27 protein-coding genes and 1 pseudogene are annotated in these 25650 nt (G+C 64.6%); 17 read left to right on the plus strand and 11 right to left on the minus strand.

Annotated elements, in window-relative coordinates; translation table 11 throughout:
* Positions 1–88: 88 nt before the first annotated feature.
* The gene (gene xthA / locus HU738_RS24070; protein ID WP_186604533.1) at positions 89–901 is read left to right on the plus strand and encodes an exodeoxyribonuclease III; all 813 of its coding nucleotides are present in this window, start codon (positions 89–91) and stop codon (positions 899–901) included.
* A gap of 112 nt (positions 902–1013) precedes the next feature.
* On the opposite strand, the gene HU738_RS24075 is transcribed toward xthA, so the two are convergent.
* Entirely contained in the window at positions 1014–1766 is a 753-nt protein-coding gene (locus HU738_RS24075) for an anti-sigma factor family protein (RefSeq protein WP_186604535.1), read from the minus strand.
* Positions 1763–2284 carry a sigma-70 family RNA polymerase sigma factor gene (locus tag HU738_RS24080; protein WP_186604537.1) on the minus strand — a complete coding sequence of 174 codons (522 nt, stop codon included), beginning with the start codon at positions 2282–2284 and terminating at the stop codon, positions 1763–1765. Before HU738_RS24080 ends, HU738_RS24075 begins: the two co-directional genes overlap by 4 nt.
* Positions 2285–2413: 129 nt before the next feature.
* On the opposite strand from HU738_RS24080, the gene HU738_RS24085 reads away from it, so the two are divergent.
* The 4 genes from HU738_RS24085 (at position 2414) to HU738_RS24100 (ending at position 5902) form a co-directional block, all read left to right on the plus strand.
* A complete protein-coding gene (locus HU738_RS24085; RefSeq protein WP_186604539.1) occupies positions 2414–3460 on the plus strand; it encodes a catalase family peroxidase in 1047 nt (348 codons plus the stop codon).
* A complete protein-coding gene (locus HU738_RS24090) occupies positions 3457–3990 on the plus strand; it encodes a cytochrome b (RefSeq protein ID WP_186604541.1) in 534 nt (177 codons plus the stop codon). Before HU738_RS24085 ends, HU738_RS24090 begins: the two co-directional genes overlap by 4 nt.
* An 82-nt stretch (positions 3991–4072) precedes the next feature.
* Positions 4073–5278 carry an MFS transporter gene (locus HU738_RS24095; protein WP_186604543.1) on the plus strand — a complete coding sequence of 402 codons (1206 nt, stop codon included), beginning with the start codon at positions 4073–4075 and terminating at the stop codon, positions 5276–5278.
* 78 nt (positions 5279–5356) lie between these two features.
* The gene (locus HU738_RS24100; protein ID WP_054887330.1) at positions 5357–5902 is read left to right on the plus strand and encodes a cupin domain-containing protein; all 546 of its coding nucleotides are present in this window, start codon (positions 5357–5359) and stop codon (positions 5900–5902) included.
* Between the two features lie 38 nt (positions 5903–5940).
* Here the strand turns inward: HU738_RS24100 and HU738_RS24105 are convergent, their stop codons facing one another.
* The gene (locus HU738_RS24105; protein WP_186604545.1) at positions 5941–6534 is read right to left on the minus strand and encodes a 2-hydroxychromene-2-carboxylate isomerase; all 594 of its coding nucleotides are present in this window, start codon (positions 6532–6534) and stop codon (positions 5941–5943) included.
* Positions 6535–6560: 26 nt separating this feature from the next.
* A complete protein-coding gene (locus HU738_RS24110; protein ID WP_186604547.1) occupies positions 6561–7292 on the minus strand; it encodes an SDR family oxidoreductase in 732 nt (243 codons plus the stop codon).
* A gap of 87 nt (positions 7293–7379) precedes the next feature.
* On the opposite strand from HU738_RS24110, the gene HU738_RS24115 reads away from it, so the two are divergent.
* Positions 7380–7943 carry a TetR/AcrR family transcriptional regulator gene (locus HU738_RS24115; protein ID WP_186604549.1) on the plus strand — a complete coding sequence of 188 codons (564 nt, stop codon included), beginning with the start codon at positions 7380–7382 and terminating at the stop codon, positions 7941–7943.
* Positions 7930–8523 carry an eCIS core domain-containing protein gene (locus tag HU738_RS24120; protein WP_186604551.1) on the plus strand — a complete coding sequence of 198 codons (594 nt, stop codon included), beginning with the start codon at positions 7930–7932 and terminating at the stop codon, positions 8521–8523. Before HU738_RS24115 ends, HU738_RS24120 begins: the two co-directional genes overlap by 14 nt.
* A 72-nt stretch (positions 8524–8595) precedes the next feature.
* Here HU738_RS24120 and HU738_RS24125 read toward each other — a convergent pair whose 3' ends face one another.
* Positions 8596–9588 (minus strand): bile acid:sodium symporter family protein, encoded by a 993-nt coding sequence (locus HU738_RS24125; RefSeq protein ID WP_371870343.1) that lies wholly within the window; start codon positions 9586–9588, stop codon positions 8596–8598.
* A gap of 120 nt (positions 9589–9708) precedes the next feature.
* Here HU738_RS24125 and ampC point away from each other — a divergent pair, with 120 nt between their 5' ends.
* Together ampC and HU738_RS24135 are read left to right on the plus strand one after the other, a co-directional pair.
* A complete protein-coding gene (gene ampC, locus HU738_RS24130) occupies positions 9709–10845 on the plus strand; it encodes a class C beta-lactamase (protein WP_186604553.1) in 1137 nt (378 codons plus the stop codon).
* 304 nt (positions 10846–11149) lie between these two features.
* The gene (locus HU738_RS24135; RefSeq protein WP_176510313.1) at positions 11150–11482 is read left to right on the plus strand and encodes a hypothetical protein; all 333 of its coding nucleotides are present in this window, start codon (positions 11150–11152) and stop codon (positions 11480–11482) included.
* Between the two features lie 47 nt (positions 11483–11529).
* Here HU738_RS24135 and HU738_RS24140 read toward each other — a convergent pair whose 3' ends face one another.
* The 4 genes from HU738_RS24140 to HU738_RS24155 form a co-directional block, all read right to left on the minus strand.
* The gene (locus tag HU738_RS24140) at positions 11530–11826 is read right to left on the minus strand and encodes a hypothetical protein (RefSeq protein WP_099813939.1); all 297 of its coding nucleotides are present in this window, start codon (positions 11824–11826) and stop codon (positions 11530–11532) included.
* Between the two features lie 160 nt (positions 11827–11986).
* Positions 11987–12175 (minus strand): hypothetical protein, encoded by a 189-nt coding sequence (locus HU738_RS24145; protein ID WP_176510315.1) that lies wholly within the window; start codon positions 12173–12175, stop codon positions 11987–11989.
* A 137-nt stretch (positions 12176–12312) separates the two neighbouring features.
* Positions 12313–12633: a YbjQ family protein gene (locus tag HU738_RS24150; protein WP_176510316.1), complete on the minus strand. Its 321-nt coding sequence runs from the start codon at positions 12631–12633 to the stop codon at positions 12313–12315.
* A gap of 60 nt (positions 12634–12693) precedes the next feature.
* Positions 12694–13581, minus strand: a complete 888-nt coding sequence (locus tag HU738_RS24155) for an EamA family transporter (RefSeq protein ID WP_186604554.1) — start codon at positions 13579–13581, stop codon at positions 12694–12696.
* Positions 13582–13813: 232 nt separating this feature from the next.
* On the opposite strand from HU738_RS24155, the gene HU738_RS24160 reads away from it, so the two are divergent.
* The gene (locus HU738_RS24160; protein ID WP_186604556.1) at positions 13814–15247 is read left to right on the plus strand and encodes a purine-cytosine permease family protein; all 1434 of its coding nucleotides are present in this window, start codon (positions 13814–13816) and stop codon (positions 15245–15247) included.
* Positions 15248–15268: 21 nt separating this feature from the next.
* Here the strand turns inward: HU738_RS24160 and HU738_RS24165 are convergent, their stop codons facing one another.
* Complete coding sequence (locus HU738_RS24165) at positions 15269–16024, minus strand: class II aldolase/adducin family protein (RefSeq protein WP_186604558.1); 756 nt, start codon at positions 16022–16024, stop codon at positions 15269–15271.
* 54 nt (positions 16025–16078) lie between these two features.
* Positions 16079–17122: an ABC transporter substrate-binding protein gene (locus HU738_RS24170; RefSeq protein WP_186604560.1), complete on the minus strand. Its 1044-nt coding sequence runs from the start codon at positions 17120–17122 to the stop codon at positions 16079–16081.
* Positions 17123–17310: 188 nt separating this feature from the next.
* Between HU738_RS24170 and HU738_RS24175 the strand changes: the two genes are divergently transcribed.
* From HU738_RS24175 to HU738_RS24200, 7 genes and pseudogenes are all read left to right on the plus strand, one after another.
* Positions 17311–19263 (plus strand): oxidoreductase, encoded by a 1953-nt coding sequence (locus HU738_RS24175; RefSeq protein WP_186604562.1) that lies wholly within the window; start codon positions 17311–17313, stop codon positions 19261–19263.
* A 39-nt stretch (positions 19264–19302) separates the two neighbouring features.
* On the plus strand, positions 19303–19905 hold the full coding sequence (locus tag HU738_RS24180) for a helix-turn-helix domain-containing protein (RefSeq protein ID WP_186604564.1): 603 nt from the start codon (positions 19303–19305) through the stop codon (positions 19903–19905).
* Positions 19906–20079: 174 nt separating this feature from the next.
* Entirely contained in the window at positions 20080–20919 is an 840-nt protein-coding gene (yghU, locus tag HU738_RS24185) for a glutathione-dependent disulfide-bond oxidoreductase (RefSeq protein WP_186604566.1), read from the plus strand.
* A gap of 136 nt (positions 20920–21055) precedes the next feature.
* Positions 21056–22759, plus strand: coding sequence for an amidase (locus HU738_RS24190; protein ID WP_176510324.1), 1704 nt, complete (start codon positions 21056–21058; stop codon positions 22757–22759).
* A 75-nt stretch (positions 22760–22834) separates the two neighbouring features.
* Positions 22835–22967 (plus strand): annotated as a pseudogene (locus HU738_RS26085) (serine dehydratase); the annotation flags it as partial.
* A 298-nt stretch (positions 22968–23265) separates the two neighbouring features.
* Positions 23266–24363: a carboxynorspermidine decarboxylase gene (locus tag HU738_RS24195; protein ID WP_186604568.1), complete on the plus strand. Its 1098-nt coding sequence runs from the start codon at positions 23266–23268 to the stop codon at positions 24361–24363.
* Between the two features lie 33 nt (positions 24364–24396).
* A complete protein-coding gene (locus HU738_RS24200) occupies positions 24397–25641 on the plus strand; it encodes a saccharopine dehydrogenase family protein (protein ID WP_054887353.1) in 1245 nt (414 codons plus the stop codon).
* Positions 25642–25650 lie beyond the last annotated feature (9 nt).

The following is a 25650-nucleotide window of genomic DNA, read 5'->3' on the forward strand; positions in this document are numbered from 1 at the left end:
CGTTAGCAGTGCCAGGGCCTGGCCGCCATGCTGGTGATCATCGCCGATGTCGGCTAGCATCCGGCCTTTTACCAGGATTGTCTTTCCAATGAAGATCGTCTGTTTCAACATCAACGGCCTGCGGGCCCGTCCGCACCAGCTGGCGGCGCTGATCGAAAAGCACCAGCCGGACGTGATCGGCCTGCAGGAAACCAAGGTCAGCGACGATCAGTTCCCTCTGGCCGATGTCCAGGCGCTGGGCTACCACGTGCACTACCACGGCCAGAAAGGCCACTATGGGGTCGCCCTGCTCTCGCGCCAGGCACCGTTGACCCTGTTCAAGGGCTTTGCCACGGATGAAGAAGACGCCCAGCGCCGATTTATCTGGGGCACCTTCGCCGATGCCGACGGCAACCCGATCACGATCATGAATGGCTACTTCCCACAAGGGGAAAGCCGTGACCACCCTACCAAATTCCCGGCCAAGCAGCGTTTCTACAGCGACCTGCAAGCGTTGCTCGAAGGGCAGTTCAACAACGACCAGCCGGTCCTGGTGATGGGCGACATGAACATCTCGCCCCAGGACTGTGACATCGGCATCGGCCCGGACAACGCCAAGCGTTGGCTGAAGACGGGCAAGTGCAGTTTCCTGCCGGAAGAGCGCGAATGGATGGAACGCCTCAAGGGCTGGGGCCTGGTAGACAGCTTCCGCCACCTGCACCCGGACGTGGCCGACCGCTTCAGCTGGTTCGACTACCGCAGCCGCGGTTTCGAGGACGAACCCAAGCGCGGGCTGCGCATCGACCTGATCATGGCCTCCCTGGGCCTGGTGCCGCGGATCAAGGCGGCCGGTGTGGACTATGAGCTGCGGGCGATGGAAAAGCCTTCGGACCATGCGCCGATCTGGCTGGAGCTGATTTGAGTCCTAGTCCTATGTGCGCGGCGAAAGGGATGTGTCGCCTGTGAGATCGAGCGCCGCCCGCGCGGCGCTCAATCCCAAATCCCCTGCATCCCATCAAGCCCTAACCCCCCCACTACAACCCCAACCGCAACGCCTCTCCCACCCCCGCCCCACGCCCATCATCCGCCGCGCTGACCAGGGCAAAGTTGTACGCTCCGTGCGACCAGTACCGCGCCTCCAGCTGCCCATCGACCCGCTGCCCCTGTGGCATGCGTTCATAGCGGTCGCCCGGCGAGCGCAGGAACAGGCTGATGCGCTGGCCGTTACCATCCTGGAATACCAACAGCGCTGCCGGCCCCTGCTCGTTGCTGAGCAAGCGCGCGCCGACCGGCTCGAAGCCGTAACCCGCCAGGTCAGGGAGCTGGCCCACGCGGTTGAAATGCCGGCCCAGCCAGTCGCGCAGTTGCGCCGGGTCACTGGCCTGGATATCCAGTGCCTCACTGCCGGCGAACAACCGATGGGCCTGCACCGCATCGGCCATCGGCAATTCATTGCTGGCCAAGGTCACCTGGCGTGCCTGCCAGCCCCCCAACCCGCCGACCCCCATGGCCAGCAACAGCACCGCCGCCGAAGCCAGCCGCCGCTGCCGGCGCTGGCGCACCCGCTGCTGCACCTGACGCAGGTCGAGCGTGGCCGCCCCAGGCTGCTCGGCAAACCCTGCCAAAGCCGCACGCAGGCGCCGGGCATCGTTGCGCCAGGCCTCGACCCGCGCCGCTTCCTGCGGGTTGGCCGCCAGCCAGGCCTGCACCTCGGCACGGCGGGTGGGCTCCAGGCGGTCATCGATATAGGCGTGCAGTTCGTCTTCACCAGGAATCAGGCGTGTCATTTGAGTCTCCGCAAGGCCGGCGGCTGGGGGTTGCCTTCGGTCAGTTCACGCAAGGCAGCACGGGCACGCGACAGCCGCGACATCACTGTGCCAATAGGGATTTCCAGGGCTGCCGCCGCTTCCTTGTAACTGAGCCCCTCGATGCTGACCAGCAACAACAAGGCCCGCTGTTCGGTCGAGAGCTGGGCGAAGGCCTGCAAGTCGGCCTGGGCCAGGACGATGTCCTCGGTGTTATCGCCGAGTGCTTCATGCTCCACCGCGCTGCGGCCGAACCATGACAGCCAGCGGGCATGCAAGCGCTCGCGGCGCTTGGCATCGAGAAACAGCCGATAAAGAATGGTAAACAGCCAGGCGCGCAGCGCCTCGGCTTCGCGTTGCTGGTCTCGGCGGCTCAAGGCGCGTTCGACCGTGGCCTGGACCAGGTCATCGGCACTGCCGGGCTCACGGGTCAGCCACAGGGCAAAGCGGCGCAAGCGCTGCAACAGCTCACGCCATTGCTGTTCGTCCAGATCGTGCATGGTCAGGTACCGGGCGCTGGGGTTGTCAGTGTAGGGGCAGACGCCCGGCAAGAAAATTTATTCCCGCCGAGGGAATAAGTTTTTCCCCAGGCCGTCGTACCGCCACCTTCACTGAACCGGATGACCACCATGAACTCACCCTTGCAAGGCCCTGCCAAGGCACTGCGCCTGGCCGGCATCGGCGCCGTGATGCTGGCGCTGGGCGCCGGCTTCGCCTATGCCGCAGGCTGGATAGGCGGGCCGCAGCTGACGCCACAACGCATCATCGACACCTTCGAGGCCCAGGCCGGGCACTACCCGGGCTATCGCAAGAACCACGCCAAGGGCCTGTGCGTCAGCGGCTACTTCGAGCCCAGCGGCCAGGCCGCGAGCTTGTCGACTGCACGGGCTTTCAGCCAGGCGCGAGTGCCGGTGATCGGCCGCTTCGCCATCGGCGGTGCCAACCCGTTCGCCCCGGACACCGGCATACCGGTGCGCAGCCTGGCAATCCAGTTGAGTACCGATGACGGCCAAGTCTGGCGTACCGGCATGAACAACCCGCCCGTGCTGGCGGTCAGCACACCGCAAGGCTTCTACGACCAGGTGCTGGCCGGCGCGCCAGACCCGGCCACTGGCAAGCCAGACCCGGCAAAGCTGCAGGCATTCTTCGCCGCCCACCCCGAGAGCGCGGCATTTCGCCAGTGGGCGGCAAGCTACAAACCCAGCGACAGCTTCGCCAGCACCCAGTACCACAGCATCAATGCCTTCCGCCTGATCGACGCCCACGGCACCGCGCACCCGGTACGCTGGCAGCTGGAACCGCAAACGCCATTCACCGCCCTGCCCGGCCAGGTCGACGACAAACAGTTCCTCCAGCACGACCTGCAACAGCGCCTGGCCCAAGGGCCATTGCGCTGGACCCTGCGCCTGGTGCTGGCCGACCAGGGCGATGCGGTGGACGACCCGGCTCGTCCCTGGCCGGCCGAACGCCGTCGCGTCGATGCTGGCACCCTGGTGATCGAACAGGTCGACGCCCCCGAACAAGGCGCTTGCCGTGACCTGAACTTCGACCCATTGATCCTGCCCGGTGGCATCGAACCGTCAGCCGACCCGATCCTCGCCGCCCGTTCGGCGGCCTATTCGGAATCATTCAACCGCCGCAGCCGCGAGTCTCTCGGCGCAGGAGCACAGCGATGAAACCTGAAGTCTTCCACCCGATGGCGCGCCTGGTGCACTGGCTGATGGCGATCCTGATCATCAGCATGCTGTTCATTGGCGTGAGCATGGTCGGCGACCTGTCACCGCGCCACCCGCTGCTGGTCGAATTGCACAAGGCCACAGGCCTGGCACTGCTGGTACTGGTGATCGTGCGCATCGGCCTGCGCCTGACCTTGCCACATCCGCCCTTGCCCAGCGACCTGCCTGCCTTGCAACGTGTTGCCGCAGGCGCTTCGCACTTGCTGCTCTACGCCCTGATGCTGGCCATGCCGCTACTGGGCTGGGCGATGCTGTCGGCGGGCGGCTACCCACGCCCCCTGCAACTGCCGGCGATCGCCCCGCACGACCTGCACCTGTATGCCGTGCTGCGCCAGGCCCATGGCTGGGCCGGCTACCTGCTGTTCGCCACCGTACTGGTGCATCTGGGCGCGGCGCTGATGCATGCGTTGGTGCGTCGGGACGGCGTGTTGCGTAGCATGTGGCCAAGCCACGTGCGGCGCAGCGAGTGACAGGCTGACGCCAGGCGGGCTCGACGATAACTACTCTTACTCATCTCGACAGCTAGCTTGTCGACCTGCTCTGGACTGCCCGATGAACGCCGCAAAGGACCCTGCCCTGCTTGCCCCTGCCAACACCCTGGACATGCGCCCGCTGCTGCTGGCCAACATGGCCTGCACCATGTCGATGATGGCCTTCGTCGCGCTGATCGGGCCGATCTCGCGCTTGCTGGGCATGGCCACCTGGCAGGCCGGCGCGGCGGTGACGGTGGCCGGCGTGGTCTGGGTGCTGCTCGCGCGCCCTTGGGGGCGATTGTCCGACCGCTTGGGGCGTCGCCGCATCCTGCTGATGGGCAGCGCTGGCTTCACCCTGGCCTACTGGCTACTGTGCCTGTTCGTCGAAGGTGCGCTGCGCTGGCTGCCAGGGGCAGGCCTGGCATTCGTCGGGCTGATGCTCGCGCGCGGTTGCATCGGCGCGTTCTACGCTGCCATACCGGTGGGCTGCAATGCGCTGATCGCCGACCATGTCGAACCGCAGCGCCGGGCGCGGGCCATGGCTTCACTGGGCGCGGCGAATGCCGTCGGCCTGGTGGTGGGGCCGGCGCTCGCAGCCGTGCTGGCCCAGCACAGCCTCAGCCTGCCGTTTCACATCATGTCGTTGCTGCCGGCCAGCGCCTTCCTGGTGTTGTTGTTCAAGCTCAAACCACAGCCCCTTGCCCAGAACTATGCGCCCAGCCCGGTTCGGCTCAGTGACGCCCGCCTGCGCCGGCCACTGCTGGTGGCGTTCAGCGCCATGCTCAGCGTCACGGTTTCGCAGATCGTCGTCGGTTTCTTCGCCCTCGACCGCCTGCAACTGGCGCCGACCGATGCCGCGCAGGCTGCCGGGGTCGCCCTGACCACCGTCGGGGTGGCGCTGATCCTGTCGCAGGTGCTGCTGCGCCAGCTGGAGTGGCCACCGTTGAAGATGATCCGGGTCGGTGCCAGTGTGTCGGCGCTGGGTTTCGCCGCTGGCGCGCTGGCCACCACGGCGCCTTGGCTGTGGAGCTGCTATTTTGTCGCTGCGGCCGGCATGGGCTTTGTATTCCCGGCGTTTTCCGCGCTGGCAGCCAATGCCATGCAGGCCTCGGAACAAGGTGCCACCGCCGGCTCGATTGGCGCAGCCCAAGGCATGGGGGCGGTGATCGGCCCGTTGGCCGGAACGCTGGTCTATGCCTTGGACCCACGCCTGCCGTTCCTGGCGGTGGCACTGCTGTTGCTGCTGGTCGGGCTGTGGCCGCTGCCGCGTGACCAACGCGCCTGAAAGCACAGCGCGCAAGCGTGCAGAGTATGTTTTAATGCGTCGCTAATTATTTTAAACACCTCTGATTACAAGGCGGCTATGGACACGGGGACGCGACTCAAACTGGTGCGTGAACGCAACAACCTCTCCCAACGGGAACTGGCCCGCCGCAGCGGGTTGACCAATTCGACGATCTCGCAGATCGAACAGAACCGTGTCAGCCCGTCGGTCAGCTCCCTGAAAAAACTCCTCGAAGGGATCCCCATGACCCTGGCCGAGTTCTTCAGCTTCGACGAGCCGGTGCGCGAAGAACGCTTCGTGTTCCGCGCCAGCGAGCAGCCGGACCTGGGCCGCAATGGCCTGCGCATGCTGCTGGTCGGTGCCAGCGTCGAGGCCCGCCAGATGCGCATGCTGCGTGAACTGTATGCCCCCGGCGCCGACTCCGGCGAGCCGATCGTGCATGCCGAAGGCGAAGAATGTGGCCTGGTTACCCGGGGCACCGTGGAGCTGTGGGTCGATGGCCAGGTGAGCATCCTCAACTCGGGCGATGGCTATTACATCCCTACTACCCTGCCGCACAGTTTCAAGAACATCGGCCCGGACGAGGCGGAAATCATCAGCGCCAACACCCCGGCGAATTTCTGAGCCCGCGATGGCCTCACCCATGGGGAGGCCATCCAGCCTCAACGGCTCAGCGCTTCTTCGACGAAATCCAGGCGATCCTGGCCGAAGAACATTTCCCCATCGACAAAGCAGGTCGGCGCACCAAACACACCCCGCGCAACCGCCTCCTCGGTCACTCGCTTGAGTTCGGCCTTGACCTCGCCATCCGCCGCCAGCGCATGAAACGCCGCAAGGTCGAAGCCGGCCTGGCGCAGCGTTTCATCCAGTACCGCGGCATCGCTCAAGTTGCGCCGGTGTTCCCACAGCCCCTTGAACAGCACGGCCAACAACGCATCGAACTGCGCGGGCGCACGAAGCTGCGTGCCGAGGGTGCCGCGCATCAGGGTCAGGGTGTTCACCGGAAACCCCGGCGGCAGCCCGAACGGCACGTCATAACGGCGGGCGTAACGGCCGAGATCGATGGACATGTAGCGGCCCTTGGCAGGGATCATCGCCGGTGATGCGTTGCCGGTGGCCTGGAACACCGCACCCAGCAGCATGGGCCGGTAGACCAGGGCCGCGCCATGCCGGGCGCAAAGGGCAGGCAGCTGGGTCCAGGCCAGATAACTGGCCGGGCTGCCCAGGTCGAAGTAGAACTCCACAGTCTTGCTCATACGTCTCGCTCCTTGCTCAGGCAGGCTTACCAACGCTCCATCCACGGGCGCAGGTCCAGTTCGAAGGTCCAGGCATCCCGGGGCTGGGCATGCAGGAACCAGTAGCTGTCGGCGATGTGCGCCGGGTCGAGGATACCGTCCTGGTCCTTCAGCGCGTAGCGTTCGGGGAACGTGTCACGAATGAACGCGGTGTCGATGGCCCCATCCACCACCACATGGGCCACGTGGATGTTGCGCGGGCCAAGCTCGCGCGCCATGCTCTGGGCCAAGGCGCGCAGGCCATGCTTGGCCCCGGCGAAGGCGGCGAAACCGGCAGCCCCACGCGTGCCTGCGGTGGCGCCGGTGAAGAGGATCGTGCCGCGCTCGCGGGTGACCATGCGCCGGGCCACGGCCTGGGCGGTGAGGAAGCCGGCGAAGCAGGCCATTTCCCAGATCTTGAAGTATTTGCGCGGGGTCTCCTCAAGGATGCTGCATGGCACATTGGCGCCGATATTGAAGACAAAGGCCTCAATCGGGCCAATATCACGTTCGATGGTTTCGACCAGCTCGGCAACTTCCTGCTCTTTGCGCGCATCCGAGCCGAAACCATGGGCCTGACCCCCTTCAGCTCGGATCTCGTCGATCAACGGCTGCAGCTTATCGGCCTGGCGGCGCGTGACACAGGCGACATAACCCTCACGGGCAAAGCGCTTGGCGATTGCGCCACCGGTGGCGTCTCCGGCCCCGATCACCAGCACCACTTTTTGTTGTTCTGCCATGCCTGACTCCATTGGTGAATGATCGTTTAGTAAACGAACGCTATGTTATGATCGCCCCCATCGTCAAGCAGCGCGAAGAGGTCGTGCATGCGCTATTCCACCGAACACAAGCAGCAGACCCGCGACAAGCTGCTGGCCAGCAGCGGCGCGCTGGCCAAGCGTGGCGGCTTTTCCAGCACCGGCGTGGCCGGGTTGATGAAGGCCATCGGCCTGACCGGCGGTGCCTTCTACAACCATTTCCCGTCCAAGGACGACCTGTTCACCGAGGTGGTCCGCCAAGAGCTGTGCAACAGCCCGCTGGCCCGCCTGGCCAATCAGGGGGCCAGCCGCGAACGCCTGGCCCGTTGCCTCCAGCAGTACCTGAGCCTGGCCCACCTGCACAATGCCGAGGGCGGCTGCCCGCTGCCACCGCTGGGGGTGGAAATCGCCCGCGCCGAACGGCCTGTGCGCGAAGAGGCCGAGCACTGGCTGGTAGGCTTGCATGGGGCGTGGAGCGAAACCCTGGAAGACCCGGCGCTGGCCTGGGTGCTGATCAGCCAGTGTGTCGGCGCCCTGGTGGTTGGGCGCATGCTGGCCAGCGAGGAGGTGCAACAGCAATTGCTTGATGCCAGCAAAGGCTTTGTCGACAGTGCATTGAATGAAAGCCATTAACCTGCTGTTGGGGCTGCTGCTGGCAGCGCCCGCCCTGGCCGAACAGGCCTGCCCGGCCGGGCAGTACCAGGTGTGCCTGATGGGCTGTTTCTGCGCGCCGATCGATCCCGGCCAGGCCGGGCAGATACTGCAGGATGTCGAAACCGTAGCGTCGAGCAGCCTGGCGTTTGCCTTGCAACAGGCACGCGACGAGGCCACCGCCAGTGGCAGTCAACCGATCCCTTTGCACATCCGCGCACAACTGGAGCCCTGGTATGACTTTGCCGTGCTCGATGCAGCGCGCTACCGGGTCGGTGACGAGCAGCAAGTCACGGCGGCCAACGCCATGCTGCAGAACCCGGACGTGAACGCGGTAACCCTGATCGATACCATCATCTTCCGTCGCGCCAGCGATGCCGAGGACAACGTGGCCTTGTGGGCACACGAGCTGAAGCATGTGCAGCAGTACCAGCAGCTGGGCGTGAGTGAGTTTGCCCGGCGCTACACACGCAACTATGAAGAGCTGGAAGGCCCGGCCTACAAGATCGAGGCCGAAGTGGGGAAGGCATTGCACGAGCGCAGTTCGGGGCAGGCTCGATGACCTGCACCGGCCCCTGCGGGAGCGTGTGCGTCGCGACGCCGCGAACAGGCCGGTGCAAGCAACCTGCAGCGATCAGGACGAAGCAGTCGCCCCCTCACCCACCGGCTCCCGACTGGCATAGCGCTGCGCCAGCACCGCACACACCATCAGCTGGATCTGGTGGAACAGCATCAGCGGCAGAATCATCGCGCCGATGCCGCTCCCCACGAACAGCACCTGGGCCATTGGCACCCCGGTGGCCAGGCTCTTCTTGGACCCGGCAAACAGGATGGTGATGCGGTCTTCCAGGTTGAAGCCCAGCAGCTTGCCCAGCAGGCGCGTACCGAACAGCACCACCGCCAGCAGGACGCCGCAGACGGCGAACAGCCCGGCCAGGTGCTGCGGCGACACGGTGTGCCACAGGCCGGTGACCACCGCCTCGCTGAACGCGGTGTACACCACCAGCAGGATCGAACCCTGGTCGACGCTCTTCAGCCAGCGGGCATTCTTCTTGACCCACGCACCGATCCAGCGGCGTGCAATCTGCCCGGCCACGAACGGCACCAGCAACTGCAGCGTGATCTTCAACACGGCGTCCAGCCCCGAACCCGTATCGCCACTGGCGCCCAACAGCATCATCACCAGCAGCGGGGTCAGGAAGATGCCGATCAGGCTGGACGCCGCCGCACTGCAGATGGCAGCCGGCACGTTGCCGCGGGCCAGCGAGGTGAAGGCGATCGCCGACTGCACGGTGGCTGGCAGCGCGCACAGGTAAAGCACGCCAAGGTACAGTTCGTTGCCTACCAGCGGCACGAACAGCGGCTTGAACGCCAGGCCCAGCAGCGGGAACATCACGAAGGTGCAGGAGAAGACCAGCAGGTGCAGGCGCCAATGGCCGGCACCCGCGATGATTGCCTCGCGCGACAACTTCGCACCGTGCAGGAAGAACAGCAGGCCGATCGCCAGGTTGGTCAGCCAGCCGAAATACACCGCGCCGTCGCCCGAGCAAGGCAGCACGGTGGCGATCAGTACCACCCCGAGCAGGCACAGGGTGAAGTTGTCGAACAACATGCGCAAATACTTCATAACAGTTTCCATCTTGTCGTTGTGCAGGGCCTGACGATAAGGTCTTGGCTTTTTTCCCGCTAACGCCGGAACCCCCATTGGTGTCGCTCAACGGACACATCCACGAAAAGGACCCTTTGCATGCCTCGCGTACGTCTATCTCCACTGCTGATGCTGTTCGGCCTTGCCTCGGCGCACGCGGCCGAGCCGCTGCAGGCCCAGGTGGACGAGGTCATCCGGCCGCTGATGAAACAACAGGACATCGCCGGCATGGCCGTGGCGGTTTATGACAACGGCCAGGCCCACTACTTCAGCTATGGTGTGGCCAGCAAGGCCGACGGCAAGCCGGTGACCGCCGACACCCTGTTCGAAATCGGTTCACTGAGCAAGACCTACACCGCCACTCTCGGGGCGCTGGCCAGTGCCGAAGGCAAGCTCGACCTGGACGCCCCTGCCCGGCGCTACGAGCCGGCCCTGGCCGGTGCGCCATTGGGCGAGGCCAGTGTGCTGGAGTTGGGCGCCTACAGCGCCGACTGCCTGCCGCTGCAATTTCCCGACGAGGTACAGACTGCAGAACAGGCACTGGCATTCCTGCGCAACTGGAAGGCCCACAGCGAACCTGGCACTCAACGCTGCTATTCCAACCCGAGCCTGGGGCTGTTCGGCGACCTCGCGGCACGCGCGCAACATCAGCCTTTCGCAGCCGTCATGACCCAGCACCTGCTACCTCAGATGGGCCTTCGGCACACCTACCTGCAGGTGCCAGAAGCGGCAAAGGCCTTGTATGCACAGGGCTACGACGCGCAAAACCACCCGGTGCGCGTCAGCCCTGGTCCCTATGCCGACGAAGCCTACGGCATCAAGACCAGCGCCAGTGACCTGCTGCGCTACGTGCGCCTGCACATGCAGCCTGCGCAACTGACGACGGCACTGCGCAAAGCCATCGGCATCACCCAGGCGGGCTACTTCAGGGTTGGCAGCATGACCCAGGGCCTGGGCTGGGAGCGCTACCCTTACCCGGTCGCGCTGGAGACGCTGGTCGATGGCAACAGCCCGCGCATGATTCGTGAACCCCAGGCCACCCAGCGCCTGCAGCCGGCGCTTCCGGCCCTGCCCGCCGCCTGGTACAACAAGACCGGCTCCACCAACGGGTTCGGCGCCTACGCTGCCTTCATCCCGTCCGAAGGCAGGGCCATTGTCCTGCTTGCCAACCGCAACTACCCCAACGAAGCCCGCGTTCGGGCGGCCTTCCAGATCCTGTCCGGGCTCGACCGCTGAGTCACCGCCGAGCTGATTGCCAGACAATATGACAAGAATGTAGTGAGTGAAAATATTCACTACAAAACCATTGACGACGCTCATCGGCCTTGTGCATGATGAGGCCGTCTCCCTGATCGGGAGCGGTGGCAAGGGTGTTCCAGACGGCTTGCGCGGTAACGCAGGCCGTCCGTGGAGAGGGAATCTGTCCAAAAGGCAGCGTGAGAAAGCCCCTGTTGCGATGCTGCTGTAGCAGCCTTGGTAGTGCGCTACAACCTGTGGCGCCAACTGTGACAATCAACAACAAATAGGTGATGGGGGCTTTATGATGAACTTGAACGACAATCCGACTATCGACCAACTGGCCCAGCTGTTCGCGGTACGCAAGGACAGCCTCGATGACCACCTGCTGTGGGTCAGCCAGACCGGCGAGGTGCGCATCGACCGCCTGCCGCCGAACACGGTCGAAGATGAATTCGAAGCGCACCTGCCCAGCATGCGCGCCCGCTTCAAGGTCTACCGCCGTGGCCAGGGCTACGTCGGCAAAAAGGCCGCCGCCGACACCGAGTTCGTCGGCCGCGTGCTACAGACCCTGCAACAAGAATGGCCCGCCGTCCGTGAGCGGCAGGCAGTCAAGGTGATCGATCCGCTGAACTGAGGGTTGGCCACCACTTAGCGAGCCCGGCCTGCATAGGCCGGGCTTTTTCATGCCCGCTGTCGGCGCTGCGGCATCGGTAACGCACCGATCGCCAGCGCCCGGGCCCGGTTCACCCCCCACACCAGCGCACGGGTCATGGTTTCGCCGGGCCGCGCCGGGTAATACTCCTCCAGCAGTGCCCTGCCGTCCTGCCCGTAAAGCCCAAGGAACAGTTGCGTCGCGCCGAGCCGCGACAGGCGCACCTGGATATCCAGCGAAGTGCCGTCGCTGAGCACTTCGTCATGGCAGCGGCTATGCAGCTGCGCATCGGCCCACTGCCAATAGGTCTCGTCCCTGACTCGCATGGAAAATCAATCCTCCCTTTCCTGGATGCCGCGCCAGAAGACCACAACTGCGCCGCCGCCGCGAGAGCAACTCACGGTTACCATGAGCGGGATCAAACAACATCAACAAAAACCCCGCCGTTGGGCGGGGATCTGTGAGCAGGTTCACCTTTTGACTGGCCTATTTCCTGGCCGGCACCCGGGGTGTGAAGCGGCCCTTCTTGATACGCTGCAGGTAGGCAGGCTTGAGGTCTTCCGACTCCTCCAGGGTCATGTGGACGAAGCCGAGGCGAAACGCCGCCTGACCGCAACGCACCTGGCTATTGATCGGAAATGCATCGTTGCTGTCTTCGAAAAAGGACTCGCTCATGCCCCTATCTCCATTGAGTGGCGACCGCGTCAGCCAGCAATGGGCTGACCTGAAAAACGCGACCTGTGCCAATGAGACTAGCCGGTCACAAGCGGACCGCTCGGACGAAGCCGGCAGACCCGACCAGTGGCATTTAGCTACTTCAGCCGCACGGCAGTACCGGTGGCGAACACCACGACCATGCCGCCTTGCACCGACGGCATGCTGATCTCGAAGTCCACGCCTACCACCGCATCGGCTTGCAACTGCCGCGCCCGCGCCATGAGCTCTTCGGTGGCCTGCTCGCGGGCCTCACGCAGGGCGCTCTCCAGGGTTTGCGAACGGCCGCCGAAGACGTCGCGCAAACGTGTGAAGAAATCGCGCACGAAGTTGATGCCCTGCACCGATTCGGAGCTGACCACGCCAAGGTACTCGGCGATCGGGCGGCCTTCGAGCTGGCTGGTGGTGGAGATGATCATGTTTGCGCTCCTTGGCCTTGCAAAAAAGGCCAAGTCTAACAAAAGCGCCGGTGGTTCCCGCTATTGCGCACTGGCTGCCCGCAAACGCTGCCCCAGCCTGGGTCCGAACACGTTGACCAGCAAACCAAGCATCACCAGCAATGCGCCCCAGCCCTGGGTGGCCGTCAGCCGCTCACCCAGCAACCAGGCTGACGAACTCAGGCCGATTACCGGCACCAGCAGCGAAAACGGTGCCACCTTGCCCGCAGGATGGCGCGACAGCAGCTTGCCCCACAGGCTGTAACCGATCATGGTGGCGACGAAGGCCAGGTACGCCAGCGCCAGTACCGAGCTCCAGCCGATATTGGCCAGGGCATGACCAATCCACTCCGGCCCTTCCAGCCACCACGACAACGCCAGGAACGGCAGCGGTGGAATCAGCCCGCCCCAGATCACCAGCGCCACCAGGTCCACCGAGCCAAAGCGGCGGGTAATGATGTTGCCCATGCCCCACATGGCCCCGCCACACAAGGTCAGCAGCAGCGCCACCAGCGGTACATGGCCGCTGTCCTCGCTACCGATCAGTGCCAGGCCGCTGGCCGCCACTATCAGGCCGAGCACGCTGGCCAGACGCAACCGCTCACCGAGGAACAGCGCGGCGAAGCCAAGCGTGAAGAACGCCTGCGATTGCAGCACCAGCGACGCCAGGCCCGGTGGCATGCCGCTGTACATGGCCTGGAACAGGAAGGCGAACTGGCCGAGGGAGATGGTCGCGCCATAGGCGACCAGCCAGCCCCACGGCAGCTTCGGCCGCTTGACCAGCAGCACAGCCGGAAACGCCACCAGCAGAAAACGCAATGCCCCGAGCAGCATCGGCGGCAAGCCATCGAGGCCGACCTTGATGACCACGAAATTGACTCCCCAGGCGACAATCACCACCAGGGCGATCAGCAGGTCCTTGAGCGGCATTGCAGCTTCCTTCTTCCGGCGTTCTAGACATATTTCGTAACAGCATAAGGCCATTTTCCGCCCACGGACCAGCACAGTTATGGCCAACCCTTGCGCTACAGATTGGCTGTTATGCCCCGCAGACTTCACTTGACCCTACTTGTATAGACATGCTGATATCAGGCAGACGCCATCCGCGCAGTGCAGCGGCGATGGCCCTCCCTGACACAAAAACAATGAAGTGGAGCCCTCAATGTCCCGCAAATCTGTGCTCGAACGGCGCTCTATCGACTACATCCCGGAAGCCGAGCGCCATGGCAAGCTGTACAGCCAGTTCACCCTCTGGCTCGGCGCCAACCTGCAGATTACCGCCATCGTCACCGGCGCCCTGGCCGTGGTGCTGGGCGGCGACGTGTTCTGGTCGCTGATCGGCCTGCTGCTGGGCCAGCTGATCGGCGGCGCGGTGATGGCCTTGCATGCAGCCCAGGGCCCGCGCCTGGGCCTGCCGCAGATGATTTCCAGCCGCGTGCAGTTCGGCGTGTATGGCGCAGCCATCCCGATGGTGCTGGTGTGCCTGATGTACCTGGGCTTCACCGCCACCGGCACGGTGCTGTCCGGGCAGGCCATCGGCCAGTTGCTGAGTGTCAGCGATAGCACCGGCATTCTTGTCTTCGCCTCGGTGATCGTGCTCGCCACCCTCGCCGGCTACCGGGTGATCCACTGGATCGGCCGGGTCGCCAGCGTGCTGGGCATCATTGCCTTCGTCTACCTGTTCAGCCGCATCCTGATGCTCGCCGACATCGGCCAGTTGCTGGAAAACCGCCACTTCAGCTGGGCCACCTTCTTGCTCGCGGTGTCGCTGGCCGCCTCCTGGCAGATCGCCTTCGGCCCCTACGTGGCGGATTACTCGCGCTACCTGCCGAGCAGCACCTCGCCGGTGAAGACCTTTCTCGCCGCCGGCCTGGGCTCTGTCATTGGAGCACAAGCGTCGATGATCCTCGGCGTGTTCGCCGCAGCCATCGCCGGCGGGCAATTCAGCGGGCGTGAAGTGGCCTACATCGTCGGCCTCGGCGGTGCCGGCACCACTGCCGCGCTGCTGTACTTCAGCATCGCGTTCGGCAAGGTGACGATCTCGACGCTGAATTCCTATGGCAGCTTCATGTGCATTGCCACCATCATCAGCGGTTTCCGAGGCCACCTGGCAATCAGCCGCGTGCAACGCCTGGTGTTCGTGCTGGCCATCGTCGGCGCCGCCACCCTGGTGGCCCTGCTCGGCCAGCACACCTTCCTCAGTGCGTTCAAGTCGTTCATCCTGTTCCTGCTGACGTTCTTCGTGCCCTGGAGCGCGGTCAACCTGGTGGATTACTACTTCATCACCAAGGAGCGCTACGACATCCCTGCCCTGGCCGACCCGGAAGGCCGCTACGGCCGCTGGAACTGGCCTGGCATCAGCGTCTACACCCTCGGCGTGCTGGTGCAGATGCCGTTCATCGACACCAAGCTGTACACCGGCCCCATGGTCGCGCACCTGGGTGGCGTGGATGTGTCGTGGCTGATCGGGCTGGTGGTGCCGAGCGTGCTGTATTACTGCGTGGCGGGCCGCCGAGGCGCCGGCCGGCCTGATCGTGCCGCAGGCGCGCTGATGCCGTGTGCTGAGTTCTCCTTGCACCGGCCTCTTCGCGGGTAAACCCGCGAAGAGGCCCGAGAGTCAGTCGCAGTAGTCCGGGGCGATTCGCTCCAACATCCTCAGCAAAGCGCTCCAGGCCAGCTGAAGCGCATCCGGGTCATTCAGTTCACCCTGCTTCAACCCGCGCATCGGCGCATTGAACTGCCGCTCGGTATGCGCGCACACCGCTTCCGACGGCAACACCAGCTGCCCGGCGCTCTGCGCCGCCAGCTGGATCTCGCAAGCCTTTTCCAGGTAATACATTCGCAGGAACGCCTCGGCCACCGAGCGCCCGGTGGTCAGCAAGCCGTGGTTGCGCAGGATCATCACCGGCTTGTCGCCCAGGTCCGCCACCAGCCGCTGCTGTTCGTCCAGGTCCAGCGCGATGCCTTCGTAGGCGTGGTAGGCGACCTTGCCATGGAACTCCATCGACATCTGGTTGACCGGCAGCAACCCGCACTCCAGCGCCGCCACCGCGCAACCGGCGCGGGTGTGCGTGTGCAGCACGCACTGGGCGTCCTCGCGGGCGGCATGGATCGCACTGTGGATAACGAAACCGGCCGGGTTGACCGGATATTCAGTGGGCGCCACCGGCCGGCCTTGCAGGTCGATCTTCACCAGGCTCGAGGCGGTGATTTCTTCGAACAGCAAGCCGTAGGGGTTGATCAGGAAATGATGCTCGGGGCCCGGCAGGCGCAAGGAGATATGGGTAAAGATCAGGTCCGACATGCGGAAGTGGGCAATCAGGCGATAGCAGGCGGCCAGTTGCTGGCGCAGGGTCTGTTCCGTGGTGTCCATCGTTGTTCTCCCTGTTGGCAGTTCGGGGGTGCCGGGCAGCCCCGATAAGCGACATCATTTGCTGGCCCAGGCATTGAAGCGTTGCTCCAGCTCCTCGCCGTGATCGACCCAGAACTCTACATCCATCGCCAACGCACCTTGCAGGTTCTCAGGCGAGGTCGGCACCCAGCTGGCCAGCGCCGGGTCAAGCCTGGCCGCCGCCTGAGTATTGGTCGGCCCGTAGGGAATCTGCTGGACGTAACGCACCTGGGTATCCGCCTGGTTGGCGTAGCTGATCAAGCGTTTCGCCTGATCGACATGCTTCGAGCCCTTGATGATCGCCCAGTAGTCCATGCCATACAGACTGCCAGGCCAGACCACCGCCAGCGGGCTGCCTTGCTGCGCGGCCACGGCGATGCGGCCACTGTAGGTCGAGGTCATCACCACATCGCCCGCCGTCAGCCACTGCGCCGGTTGCGCGCCGGCATCCCACCACTGGATATACGGCTTGAGCTCGGTGAGCTTGGCAAAGGCGCGCTCGACGCCTGCCGGGGTCGACAACACCTTGTACACGTCAGCGACCTTGACCCCGTCGGCCAGCAAGGCGAACTCCAGGTTGTACACCGCGCGTTTGCGCAGGCCGCGTTTGCCCGGGTACTTCTGCACGTTCCAGAAGTCGGCCCACGAGGCCGGTGCCTGGGCCAGCTTGTCGCGGTCGTAGGCAATCGCCACGCTCCATACCAGCGCCGCCGAGCCGCAGTCCTGGGCCGCAGCGGGGATCAGTTCGGCGGCATGCCCCAGGCGCTGCCAGTCGAGGTGCTCGTAGATGCCCTCCTCGCAGCCGCGCATCAGGTCTGGCCCCTCGATCTGCACCACGTCCCAGTCGACATTGCCGGTATCGGCCATCACCTGGATGCGCGCCATCTCACCGTTGTATTCGCTCTGGATCAACTGGCTGCCGTCCTGGGCGCTGAAAGGCTGGAAGATCGCCACATCCTGGGCTTTCTGACCGGCGCCGCCATAGCCGACCACGACCATCTGCGGCGCCGCTTGCGCACTGCCCAGGCCCAAGGCCAAGAGCGCTGCGCAAAGGCCGGTACTGCAAGGAAATGCCTGCATCGAGTTGCCTCCTGTCGGTACCGCCGAGCGTTGGCTCGAAGGCCCGTTTGTTGTTGTAGTGAGGTCACGCGCCACGGCCGTGGCGAGGGAAAAGCTAGTCCGGCCCCAGTAAAAAAACAAGTTGATTTTTTACTGGGGCTACACTTTCATGAGGAAAACAAGAACGACACCGCACCGGAGCCGCCCGCATGACGACCGCCTTCGCCCATTTGTTCGAACCCCTGCAGATCCGCGGCAAACGCCTGAAGAACCGCATCATGTCGACCGGCCACGACACTTGCCTGCCCACCGACAACCTGGTCAACGACAAGCTCATCGCCTACCAGCGCGCCCGTGCCGCCGGTGGTGTCGGCCTGATCGTGCTGCAGGTGGCGGGGGTGCATGAGAGTGCCCGTTACACCTCGCACGTGCTGATGGCCACTGACGACGCCTGCATCGACGGCTACCGCCGCCTGGCCGAGGCCTGCCATGCCCACGGCACGGTGGTGTTGTCGCAATTGTTCCATCCGGGACGGGAGATCATGGAGTCGGCGGACGGCCTGCTGGCAGTCGCCTACTCGGCCTCGTCGGTGCCCAACGAGCGCTTCCGGGTGATGCCGCGTGCCCTCGACCAGGCGATGATCGACGAGATCGTCCAGGGCTACGCCAGCGCTGCGCGGCGCCTGCATCAGGCGGGGCTGGACGGTGTCGAGGTGGTGGCCAGCCATGGCTACCTGCCGGCGCAGTTCCTCAACCCGCGGGTCAACCAGCGCAACGACAGCTACAACGGCGAACTGGAACAGCGCCTGCGCTTCCTGCGGGAAGTGCTGGCAGCGGTCAGGGCGGCCACCGACGAGCAGTTCATTGTCGGCCTGCGCATCAGCGCAGACGAACGCGACAGCGAGGGCCTGAGCGAAGACGAATCGCTTGCCGCCGCCCAGGCCGTGCAAGGCCAGGTCGATTACCTGCACATCGTCGCCGGGACCTCGGCGTCGCTGGGTGGCGCCGTGCATATCGTGCCACCCATGGCCATCGCCCCGGCCTACCTGGCACGCGAGGCCGGCACTTTCAAGCAGCACCTGGACATCCCGCTGTTCGTCACCGGGCGCATCAACCAGCCGCAGGAAGCCGAACTGATCCTGGCCCGTGGCCAGGCCGACGTGTGTGGCATGACCCGCGCACTGATCTGCGACCCGCAGATGCCGGCCAAGACCGAGCGCGGCCAGGTCGAAGACGTGCGCGCCTGCATTGCCTGCAACCAGGCCTGCATCGGCCACTTCCACCGCGGCCTGCCGATCTCCTGTATCCAGCACCCGGAGACCGGGCGCGAATTGCAGTACCAACACCCAGCCCCCGCTACTGCGCGCAAGCGCATCCTGGTGGCGGGCGGTGGTCCCGCCGGCATGAAAGCCGCAGCCGTGGCTGCCGCCCGGGGGCATGACGTCACCCTGTACGAAGCCAGTGCACAACTCGGCGGCCAGGTACAGCTTGCCCAGCTGCTGCCCCGGCGCAGCGAGTTCGGCGGCGCCAGCACCAACCTGCAGCGCGAAATGGAACTGGCCGGCGTACGCGTAGTACGTAATACGCGTGTTGATCGCGCACTGGTCGAACGCGAACGCCCCGACCTGGTGATTGCCGCCACCGGTGCCACGCCCTACTGGCCATCGTTCGAACGCAGCGGCGAGCTGCAGGTGGTGGATGCCTGGCAAGTCCTGCGCAATGAAGTCGCCCTTGGCCGCTCGGTGCTGGTGATCGACTGGCGCTGCGACTGGATCGGCCCCGGCATCGCCGAGCGCCTGACCCGGGATGGCCACCAGGTGCAGCTGGCGGTGAACGGCACCCACTGCGGCGAAACCCTGCCGCTGTACGTGCGCGACCAGATGGCCGGCGAACTGCACCGCCTGGGCATCCCGATCACACCCTATGCCCGCCTGTACGGCTGCGATGACAACACCGTCTACCTGCAGCACACCGCCAGTGGCCAACCGATGATCTTCGAAGGTATCGACACCCTGGTACTGTGCCTCGGTCACCAACCTCAGGACACCCTGGCCATGGAGCTGGCAGGCCTGGTGGAGGTACGGCGCATTGGCGACTGCCTGGCCCCGCGCACGGTCGAAGAGGCGATCCATGAGGGCCTGACAGTTGCCTGGGCACTCTGAGGCTGTCCATACTGCGGCTTTCCCGATGGACCGAAGCGCATGAGCCAGCAACCCCAGTTCCCGCCCGCTGCCGCAGAGGGTGGCAGCGCGCCACAGTTCCTCGGTGGCCGCATCCGCGGCCTGCGCAAGCGTCGCGGCATGACCCTGGCGGAGCTGGCGGCGCACAGCGAGCTGACCGCCGGCTACATCAGCCAGCTGGAGCGTAACCTGTCATATCCGTCGATCCCGGCGCTGTTCAACATTGCCCGCAGCCTCGGCGTGACCATCCAGTGGTTCTTCGCCAGCGAGGCCACCACCGCACCGGAAGACCAGGGTTACGTGGTGCGGCGCAACAGCCGGTTGAGCGTGCATTACGAGGACGGCATCGTCGACCAGCTGCTCACGCCGCAACCCAACCGCCAGTTGGAGATGCTGCACTCGCGTTTTCCACCTGGTACCTACAGCCAGCAGAGCTACAGCCATGAGGGTGACGAAGCGGGCTATGTGCTCTCGGGCAGTTTCGAAGTGTGGGTGGGTGAACGTCACTTCCTGCTGGGCGAAGGCGACAGTTTCAGTTTTTCCAGCCAGGAGCCGCACCGCTACGGCAACCCTGGCGAGGTGGATGCCGTGGTGATCTGGGTCATCACCCCGCCCACATTCTGAAAAGAGCTGTCAGCAGGCCCGGTTCAACTGTGGCCCTGCTGAGCCGCACGGCCAGCGCACCTTGCAATTGACGCTCGCGCCCGTTGCATTTGCGCTTTTCTCCGAACCCATGGCATAGATGCAGGTCGACGTCCTTAGGTGGACGCTTTCGCGCTTTCCAAGGAGACCCTCTGCATGAGCAAGCCCCCCTATGTCCCGCCCAAGGTCTGGCGCAACGATGCCGCATCCGGTGGCCAGTTCGCCAGCATCAACCGGCCGATCGCCGGGCCGACCCATGACAAGGACCTGCCGGTCGGCAAGCACCCGTTGCAGCTCTACTCCCTGGCCACCCCCAACGGTGTCAAGGTCACCATCCTGCTCGAAGAACTGCTCGCCCTGGGCCACAGCGGCGCCGAATACGATGCCTGGCTGATCCGCATCGGCGACGGTGACCAGTTCTCCAGCGGCTTCGTCGAGGTCAACCCCAACTCGAAGATCCCCGCCCTGCTCGACCGCAGCGCTGAACCGCCGGTGCGGGTGTTCGAGTCCGGTTCGATCCTGCTGCACCTGGCGGAGAAGTTCGGCGCCTTCCTGCCCAAGGCGCCGGCTGCACGCACCGAGAGCCTCAACTGGCTGTTCTGGCAGATGGGTGCGGCGCCTTACCTGGGCGGCGGCTTCGGCCACTTCTATGTGTACGCGCCGGAAAAGATCGAGTACGCGATCAACCGCTTCACCATGGAAGCCAAGCGCCAACTCGACGTGCTGGAGCGCCGCCTGGCGGTCAGCCGCTACCTCGGCGGCGACGAATACAGCATCGCCGACATCGCCGTGTGGCCGTGGTACGGCCAGCTGGTGCGCGGCAACCTGTATGGCGCGGCCGAATTCCTGGCGGTGGATGAATACCCACAGGTCAAGCGCTGGGCCGAAGAAATCGCCCAGCGCCCGGCCGTGCAGCGTGGCACCCGGGTCAACCGTACCTGGGGCGATGAAGCCAGCCAGGTACCCGAGCGGCACTCGGCGGCCGACCTGGGCTGAAGCTGTCGGGGCCGCTGGGCGGCCCCGACAATGCCCCGTTGCAAAAAACCATTTCTGCCGCGCAAACCTCCCAGCCCTGATCCCTTCTTGTACACTCCTCGCACTAGCCCCAACCTGCACAAATTTTGGTGAAAGCATGATCGAGGTAACCGAGGTTTCCATTGCCGAGCTGCGCGACGCACTCGAAACGGGCCGCACGACGGCCGTCGAGCTGGTCAAGGCCTACCTGGCGCGCATCGACGCCTACGATGGAGCCGACACCGCCACCGCGTTGAACGCCGTGGTCGTACGCAACCCTGACGCGCTCAAGGAAGCCGAGGCCTCCGACGCCCGCCGCGCCAAGGGCCAGACCCTGAGCCCGCTGGACGGCATCCCCTACACCGCCAAGGACAGCTACCTGGTCAAGGGCCTGACCGCCGCCTCCGGCAGCCCGGCGTTCAAGGACCTGGTCGCCCAGCGCGACGCTTTCACCATCGAGCGCCTGCGCGCCGCCGGTGCCGTGTGCCTGGGCAAGACCAACATGCCACCGATGGCCAATGGCGGCATGCAGCGTGGCGTCTACGGCCGCGCAGAAAGCCCGTACAACGCCAACTACCTGACCGCACCATTCGCCTCCGGCTCGTCGAACGGCGCCGGTACCGCCACCGCCGCCAGCTTCAGCGCCTTCGGCCTGGCCGAGGAAACCTGGTCGAGCGGCCGCGGCCCTGCCTCGAACAACGGCCTGTGCGCCTACACCCCCTCGCGCGGGGTGATCTCGGTACGTGGCAACTGGCCGCTGACCCCGACCATGGACGTGGTGGTGCCGTATGCCCGAACCATGGCCGACCTGCTGGAAATCCTCGACGTGGTGGTTGCCGACGATGCCGACAAGCGCGGCGACCTGTGGCGCCTGCAGCCATGGGTACCGATCCCGGCCGCCTCCTCGGTGCGCCCGGCGTCTTACCTGGACCTGGCCGTTGACGCCAGCTCGCTCAAGGGCAAGCGCTTTGGCGTACCGCGCATGTACATCAATGCCGACGCTGAAGCCGGCACCTCTGAGAAGCCAGGCATCGGCGGCCCGACCGGCCAGCGCATCATCACCCGCGACAGCGTCATCGCCCTGTGGCAGCAGGCTCGCCAGGCCCTGGAAGCGGCCGGCGCCGAAGTGCTGGAAGTGGACTTCCCGCTGGTGTCCAACTGCGAAGGCGACCGCCCGGGCGCGCCGACCGTCTACAACCGTGGCATCGTCAGCAAGGAATTCCTCCACGACGAGCTGTGGGAGCTGTCGGGCTGGGCGTTCGACGACTTCCTGCGGGCCAACGATGACCCCAAACTCAACCGCCTGGCCGATGTCGACGGCCCGCAGATCTTCCCGCACGACCCGGGCACCCTGCCCAACCGTGAGGACGACCTGGCCGCTGGCATGGACGAATACGTCAACATGGCCAAGCGCGGCCTGAAGACCTGGGACCAGATCGAGACCCTGCCCGATGGCCTGCGCGGGCTGGAAAAAACCCGCAAGATCGACCTCGAAGACTGGATGGACGCGCAGGGCCTGGACGCCGTGCTGTTCCCGACCGTGGCCGATGTCGGCCCGGCCGATGCCGACGTCAACCCGGCCTCGGCCGACATCGCCTGGAGCAACGGCATCTGGGTGGCCAACGGCAACCTGGCGATCCGCCACCTGGGCGTGCCGACCGTGACCGTGCCGATGGGTGTGATGGCCGATATCGGCATGCCGGTGGGGCTGACCTTTGCTGGCAAGGCGTATAGCGACAATGCGCTGCTGAGCTTTGCTGCGGCCTTTGAATCGACCGGTTCGCGCCGGATGGTACCGCCGCGTACCCCGCCGCTGGGCTGATCATCCTGGCCCCAGCGTCGACTTGCCGACGCTGGGGCCAGCTGGTATGACAGGCTTCCTTTGTATTGCGCAAACCAGCCGGCGTGTGGGGCGGCGTTGGCGCTGGCTTATGAGTCAGCAGCTTTGGCTGGCTACCAGAATGGTGGTTTGTGGGGGCGCTACTGCAACTCTGCAGCAGATTCAGGCGTGGTTGAAGCAGGTAGGATGAACGGCGGTATGGCCTCCGGGTGCTCGCCGAGGCATTTTCGGCGCCTGTGAGATCGAGCGCCGGGCGGGCGGCGCTCGGTCTCACAGGCGCAAAAAACTGCCACGGCGAACACATACCACCGGTCACCCTGTCATCAGAATATTCATTTCCTCCTGTACCACTGAACCCGCCGCTGCCGAATCATTTCACCTGCAACAACCGCCACGCAGACGAAATACACCATCCGCCCTTTCGATCTGCGGCAAGTGAAGGCACAATGCGGATCTTTTTTTTGGCCGGCCTGGCCGGGGGCCTTTAAATGATCAAGACGCCGCACTACCTCATCGACAAAACCAAGCTCCTGCGCAACATGGAGAAGATCGCCTACGTGCGTGAAAACTCCGGTGCCAAGGCGCTGCTCGCCCTCAAGTGCTTCGCCACCTGGTCGGTGTTCGACCTGATGCAGCAGTACATGGACGGCACCACGTCGTCCTCGCTGTTCGAGCTCAAGCTCGGCCGCCAGAAGTTCGCCGGCGAAACCCACGCCTACAGCGTGGCCTGGGCCGATGACGAAATCGAGGAAATGCTCGAGAACTGCGACAAGATCATCTTCAACTCGATCGGCCAGCTGCAGCGTTTCGCCGAACAGTCCGAAGGCAAGGTCCGCGGCCTGCGCGTCAACCCGCAGGTGAGCAGCTCCGACTACCTGCTGGCCGACCCGGCCCGCCCGTTCAGCCGCCTCGGCGAGTGGGACCCGGTGAAGATCGAACAGGTGATCGAACAGATCTCCGGCTTCATGTTCCACAACAACTGCGAGAACGGTGACTTCGGCCTGTTCGACAAGATGCTGACACACATCGAAGAGCGCTTCGGCCACCTGCTGCACAAGGTCGAGTGGGTCAGCCTGGGTGGCGGCATCCATTTCACCGGCGAAGGTTATGCCCTGGACGCCTTCTGTGCACGCCTGAAAGCCTTCTCCGAGCGATACGGCGTGCAGGTCTACCTGGAGCCGGGCGAAGCGGCCATCACCAACAGCGCCTCGCTGGAAGTGACCGTGCTCGACACCCTGTACAACGGCAAGCACCTCGCCGTGGTCGACAGCTCGATCGAAGCGCACCTGCTCGACCTGCTGATCTACCGCCTCAACGCCAAGATGGCCCCTAACGACGGCGAGCACACCTACATGGTCTGCGGCAAGTCGTGCCTGGCCGGCGACATCTTCGGCGAGTACCAATTCGATCGTCCGCTGGCCATCGGCGACCGTCTGTCGTTCATCGACACCGCCGGCTACACCATGGTCAAGAAAAACTGGTTCAACGGCCTGAAGATGCCATCGATCGTGGTCAAGCAGCTCGACGGCAGCGTCGAGGTGGTGCGCGATTTCGGTTTCGAAGACTACGTTTCCAGCCTGTCGTAAGACTGGCTACCCAAGTAAGGAGCAACAGGTAAATTGAAGAAGAACGTTCTTATCATTGGTGCAGGAGGTGTCGCCAAGGTGGTGGCCCACAAGTGCGCGCAGCATAACGACGAACTGGGTCGTATCGCTATCGCGTCACGGAACATCTCCAAATGCCAGGCCATCATCGACAGCGTCAAGGCCAAGGGTAGCCTCAAGGTGCCCGCCGACATCCAGGCCTTCTCGCTCAACGCCCTCGATGTCGAGGCGACCAAGGCACTGATCCGCGAGACCGAATCGCAGATCGTGATCAACGTCGGTTCCGCCTTCCTCAACATGTCGGTGCTGCGTGCCTGCATCGATACCGGTGTCGCCTACCTGGACACCGCCATCCACGAAGAGCCGGGCAAGATCTGCGAGACCCCGCCGTGGTACGGCAACTACGAGTGGAAACACCTCGAAGAGTGCCAACAAAAGAACATTACCGCCATTCTCGGCGTCGGTTTCGACCCGGGTGTGGTGAACAGCTACGCAAAACTTGCGCAGCAGCAATACTTCGACAGCATTGATTCGATCGACATTCTCGACGTCAACGCCGGTTCGCACGGCAAGTACTTTGCCACCAACTTCGACCCGGAAATCAACTTCCGCGAGTTTACCGGGCAAGTATGGAGCTGGCAGAACAGCCAGTGGACCAGCAACACCATGTTCGAAGTCAAGCGTACCGACGACCTGCCGGTGGTCGGTTCGCAGAACCTGTACCTGACCGGTCACGACGAAGTTCATTCGATCTCGAAGAACCTCAACGTACCGAACGTGCGTTTCTGGATGAGCTTCGGCGAGCACTACATCAATGTGTTCACCGTGCTGAAGAACCTTGGCCTGCTTTCCGAGCAACCGGTGAAGACGGCCGAGGGCCTGGAAGTGGTCCCGCTGAAAGTGGTCAAGGCCGTACTGCCTGACCCGGCCTCGCTGGCCCCGGGCTACACCGGCAAGACCTGCATCGGTGACCTGGTGAAGGGCACCAAGGACGGCAAGCCGCGTGAAGTGTTCATCTACAACGTGGCCGACCACGAGGAAGCCTACGCCGAGACCGACAGCCAGGGCATCTCCTACACCGCCGGTGTACCGCCGGTGGCTGCGGCCCTGCTGGTCGCCCGTGGTGAGTGGGACGCCAAGCGCATGGTCAACGTCGAGGAGCTGCCGGCCGAGCCATTCCTCAAGGCGCTGGACGTGATGGGCCTGCCAACCCGCGTGAAAGATGAGAATGGCGACCGTCCGTGGGACGCTGAAGCCTAAGCCGTAAAA

This window comes from Pseudomonas vlassakiae, assembly GCF_014269035.2.
Taxonomy (GTDB): domain Bacteria; phylum Pseudomonadota; class Gammaproteobacteria; order Pseudomonadales; family Pseudomonadaceae; genus Aquipseudomonas; species Aquipseudomonas vlassakiae.

Coding starts and splice junctions, on each gene's coding strand:
- xthA (WP_186604533.1), top strand. CDS start 89: ATGAAGATCGTCTGTTTCAACATCAACGGCCTGCGGGCCCGTCCGCAC.
- HU738_RS24075 (WP_186604535.1), bottom strand. CDS start 1,766: ATGACACGCCTGATTCCTGGTGAAGACGAACTGCACGCCTATATCGAT.
- HU738_RS24080 (WP_186604537.1), bottom strand. CDS start 2,284: ATGCACGATCTGGACGAACAGCAATGGCGTGAGCTGTTGCAGCGCTTG.
- HU738_RS24085 (WP_186604539.1), top strand. CDS start 2,414: ATGAACTCACCCTTGCAAGGCCCTGCCAAGGCACTGCGCCTGGCCGGC.
- HU738_RS24090 (WP_186604541.1), top strand. CDS start 3,457: ATGAAACCTGAAGTCTTCCACCCGATGGCGCGCCTGGTGCACTGGCTG.
- HU738_RS24095 (WP_186604543.1), top strand. CDS start 4,073: ATGAACGCCGCAAAGGACCCTGCCCTGCTTGCCCCTGCCAACACCCTG.
- HU738_RS24100 (WP_054887330.1), top strand. CDS start 5,357: ATGGACACGGGGACGCGACTCAAACTGGTGCGTGAACGCAACAACCTC.
- HU738_RS24105 (WP_186604545.1), bottom strand. CDS start 6,534: ATGAGCAAGACTGTGGAGTTCTACTTCGACCTGGGCAGCCCGGCCAGT.
- HU738_RS24110 (WP_186604547.1), bottom strand. CDS start 7,292: ATGGCAGAACAACAAAAAGTGGTGCTGGTGATCGGGGCCGGAGACGCC.
- HU738_RS24115 (WP_186604549.1), top strand. CDS start 7,380: ATGCGCTATTCCACCGAACACAAGCAGCAGACCCGCGACAAGCTGCTG.
- HU738_RS24120 (WP_186604551.1), top strand. CDS start 7,930: ATGAAAGCCATTAACCTGCTGTTGGGGCTGCTGCTGGCAGCGCCCGCC.
- HU738_RS24125 (WP_371870343.1), bottom strand. CDS start 9,588: ATGAAGTATTTGCGCATGTTGTTCGACAACTTCACCCTGTGCCTGCTC.
- ampC (WP_186604553.1), top strand. CDS start 9,709: ATGCCTCGCGTACGTCTATCTCCACTGCTGATGCTGTTCGGCCTTGCC.
- HU738_RS24135 (WP_176510313.1), top strand. CDS start 11,150: ATGATGAACTTGAACGACAATCCGACTATCGACCAACTGGCCCAGCTG.
- HU738_RS24140 (WP_099813939.1), bottom strand. CDS start 11,826: ATGCGAGTCAGGGACGAGACCTATTGGCAGTGGGCCGATGCGCAGCTG.
- HU738_RS24145 (WP_176510315.1), bottom strand. CDS start 12,175: ATGAGCGAGTCCTTTTTCGAAGACAGCAACGATGCATTTCCGATCAAT.
- HU738_RS24150 (WP_176510316.1), bottom strand. CDS start 12,633: ATGATCATCTCCACCACCAGCCAGCTCGAAGGCCGCCCGATCGCCGAG.
- HU738_RS24155 (WP_186604554.1), bottom strand. CDS start 13,581: ATGCCGCTCAAGGACCTGCTGATCGCCCTGGTGGTGATTGTCGCCTGG.
- HU738_RS24160 (WP_186604556.1), top strand. CDS start 13,814: ATGTCCCGCAAATCTGTGCTCGAACGGCGCTCTATCGACTACATCCCG.
- HU738_RS24165 (WP_186604558.1), bottom strand. CDS start 16,024: ATGGACACCACGGAACAGACCCTGCGCCAGCAACTGGCCGCCTGCTAT.
- HU738_RS24170 (WP_186604560.1), bottom strand. CDS start 17,122: ATGCAGGCATTTCCTTGCAGTACCGGCCTTTGCGCAGCGCTCTTGGCC.
- HU738_RS24175 (WP_186604562.1), top strand. CDS start 17,311: ATGACGACCGCCTTCGCCCATTTGTTCGAACCCCTGCAGATCCGCGGC.
- HU738_RS24180 (WP_186604564.1), top strand. CDS start 19,303: ATGAGCCAGCAACCCCAGTTCCCGCCCGCTGCCGCAGAGGGTGGCAGC.
- yghU (WP_186604566.1), top strand. CDS start 20,080: ATGAGCAAGCCCCCCTATGTCCCGCCCAAGGTCTGGCGCAACGATGCC.
- HU738_RS24190 (WP_176510324.1), top strand. CDS start 21,056: ATGATCGAGGTAACCGAGGTTTCCATTGCCGAGCTGCGCGACGCACTC.
- HU738_RS24195 (WP_186604568.1), top strand. CDS start 23,266: ATGATCAAGACGCCGCACTACCTCATCGACAAAACCAAGCTCCTGCGC.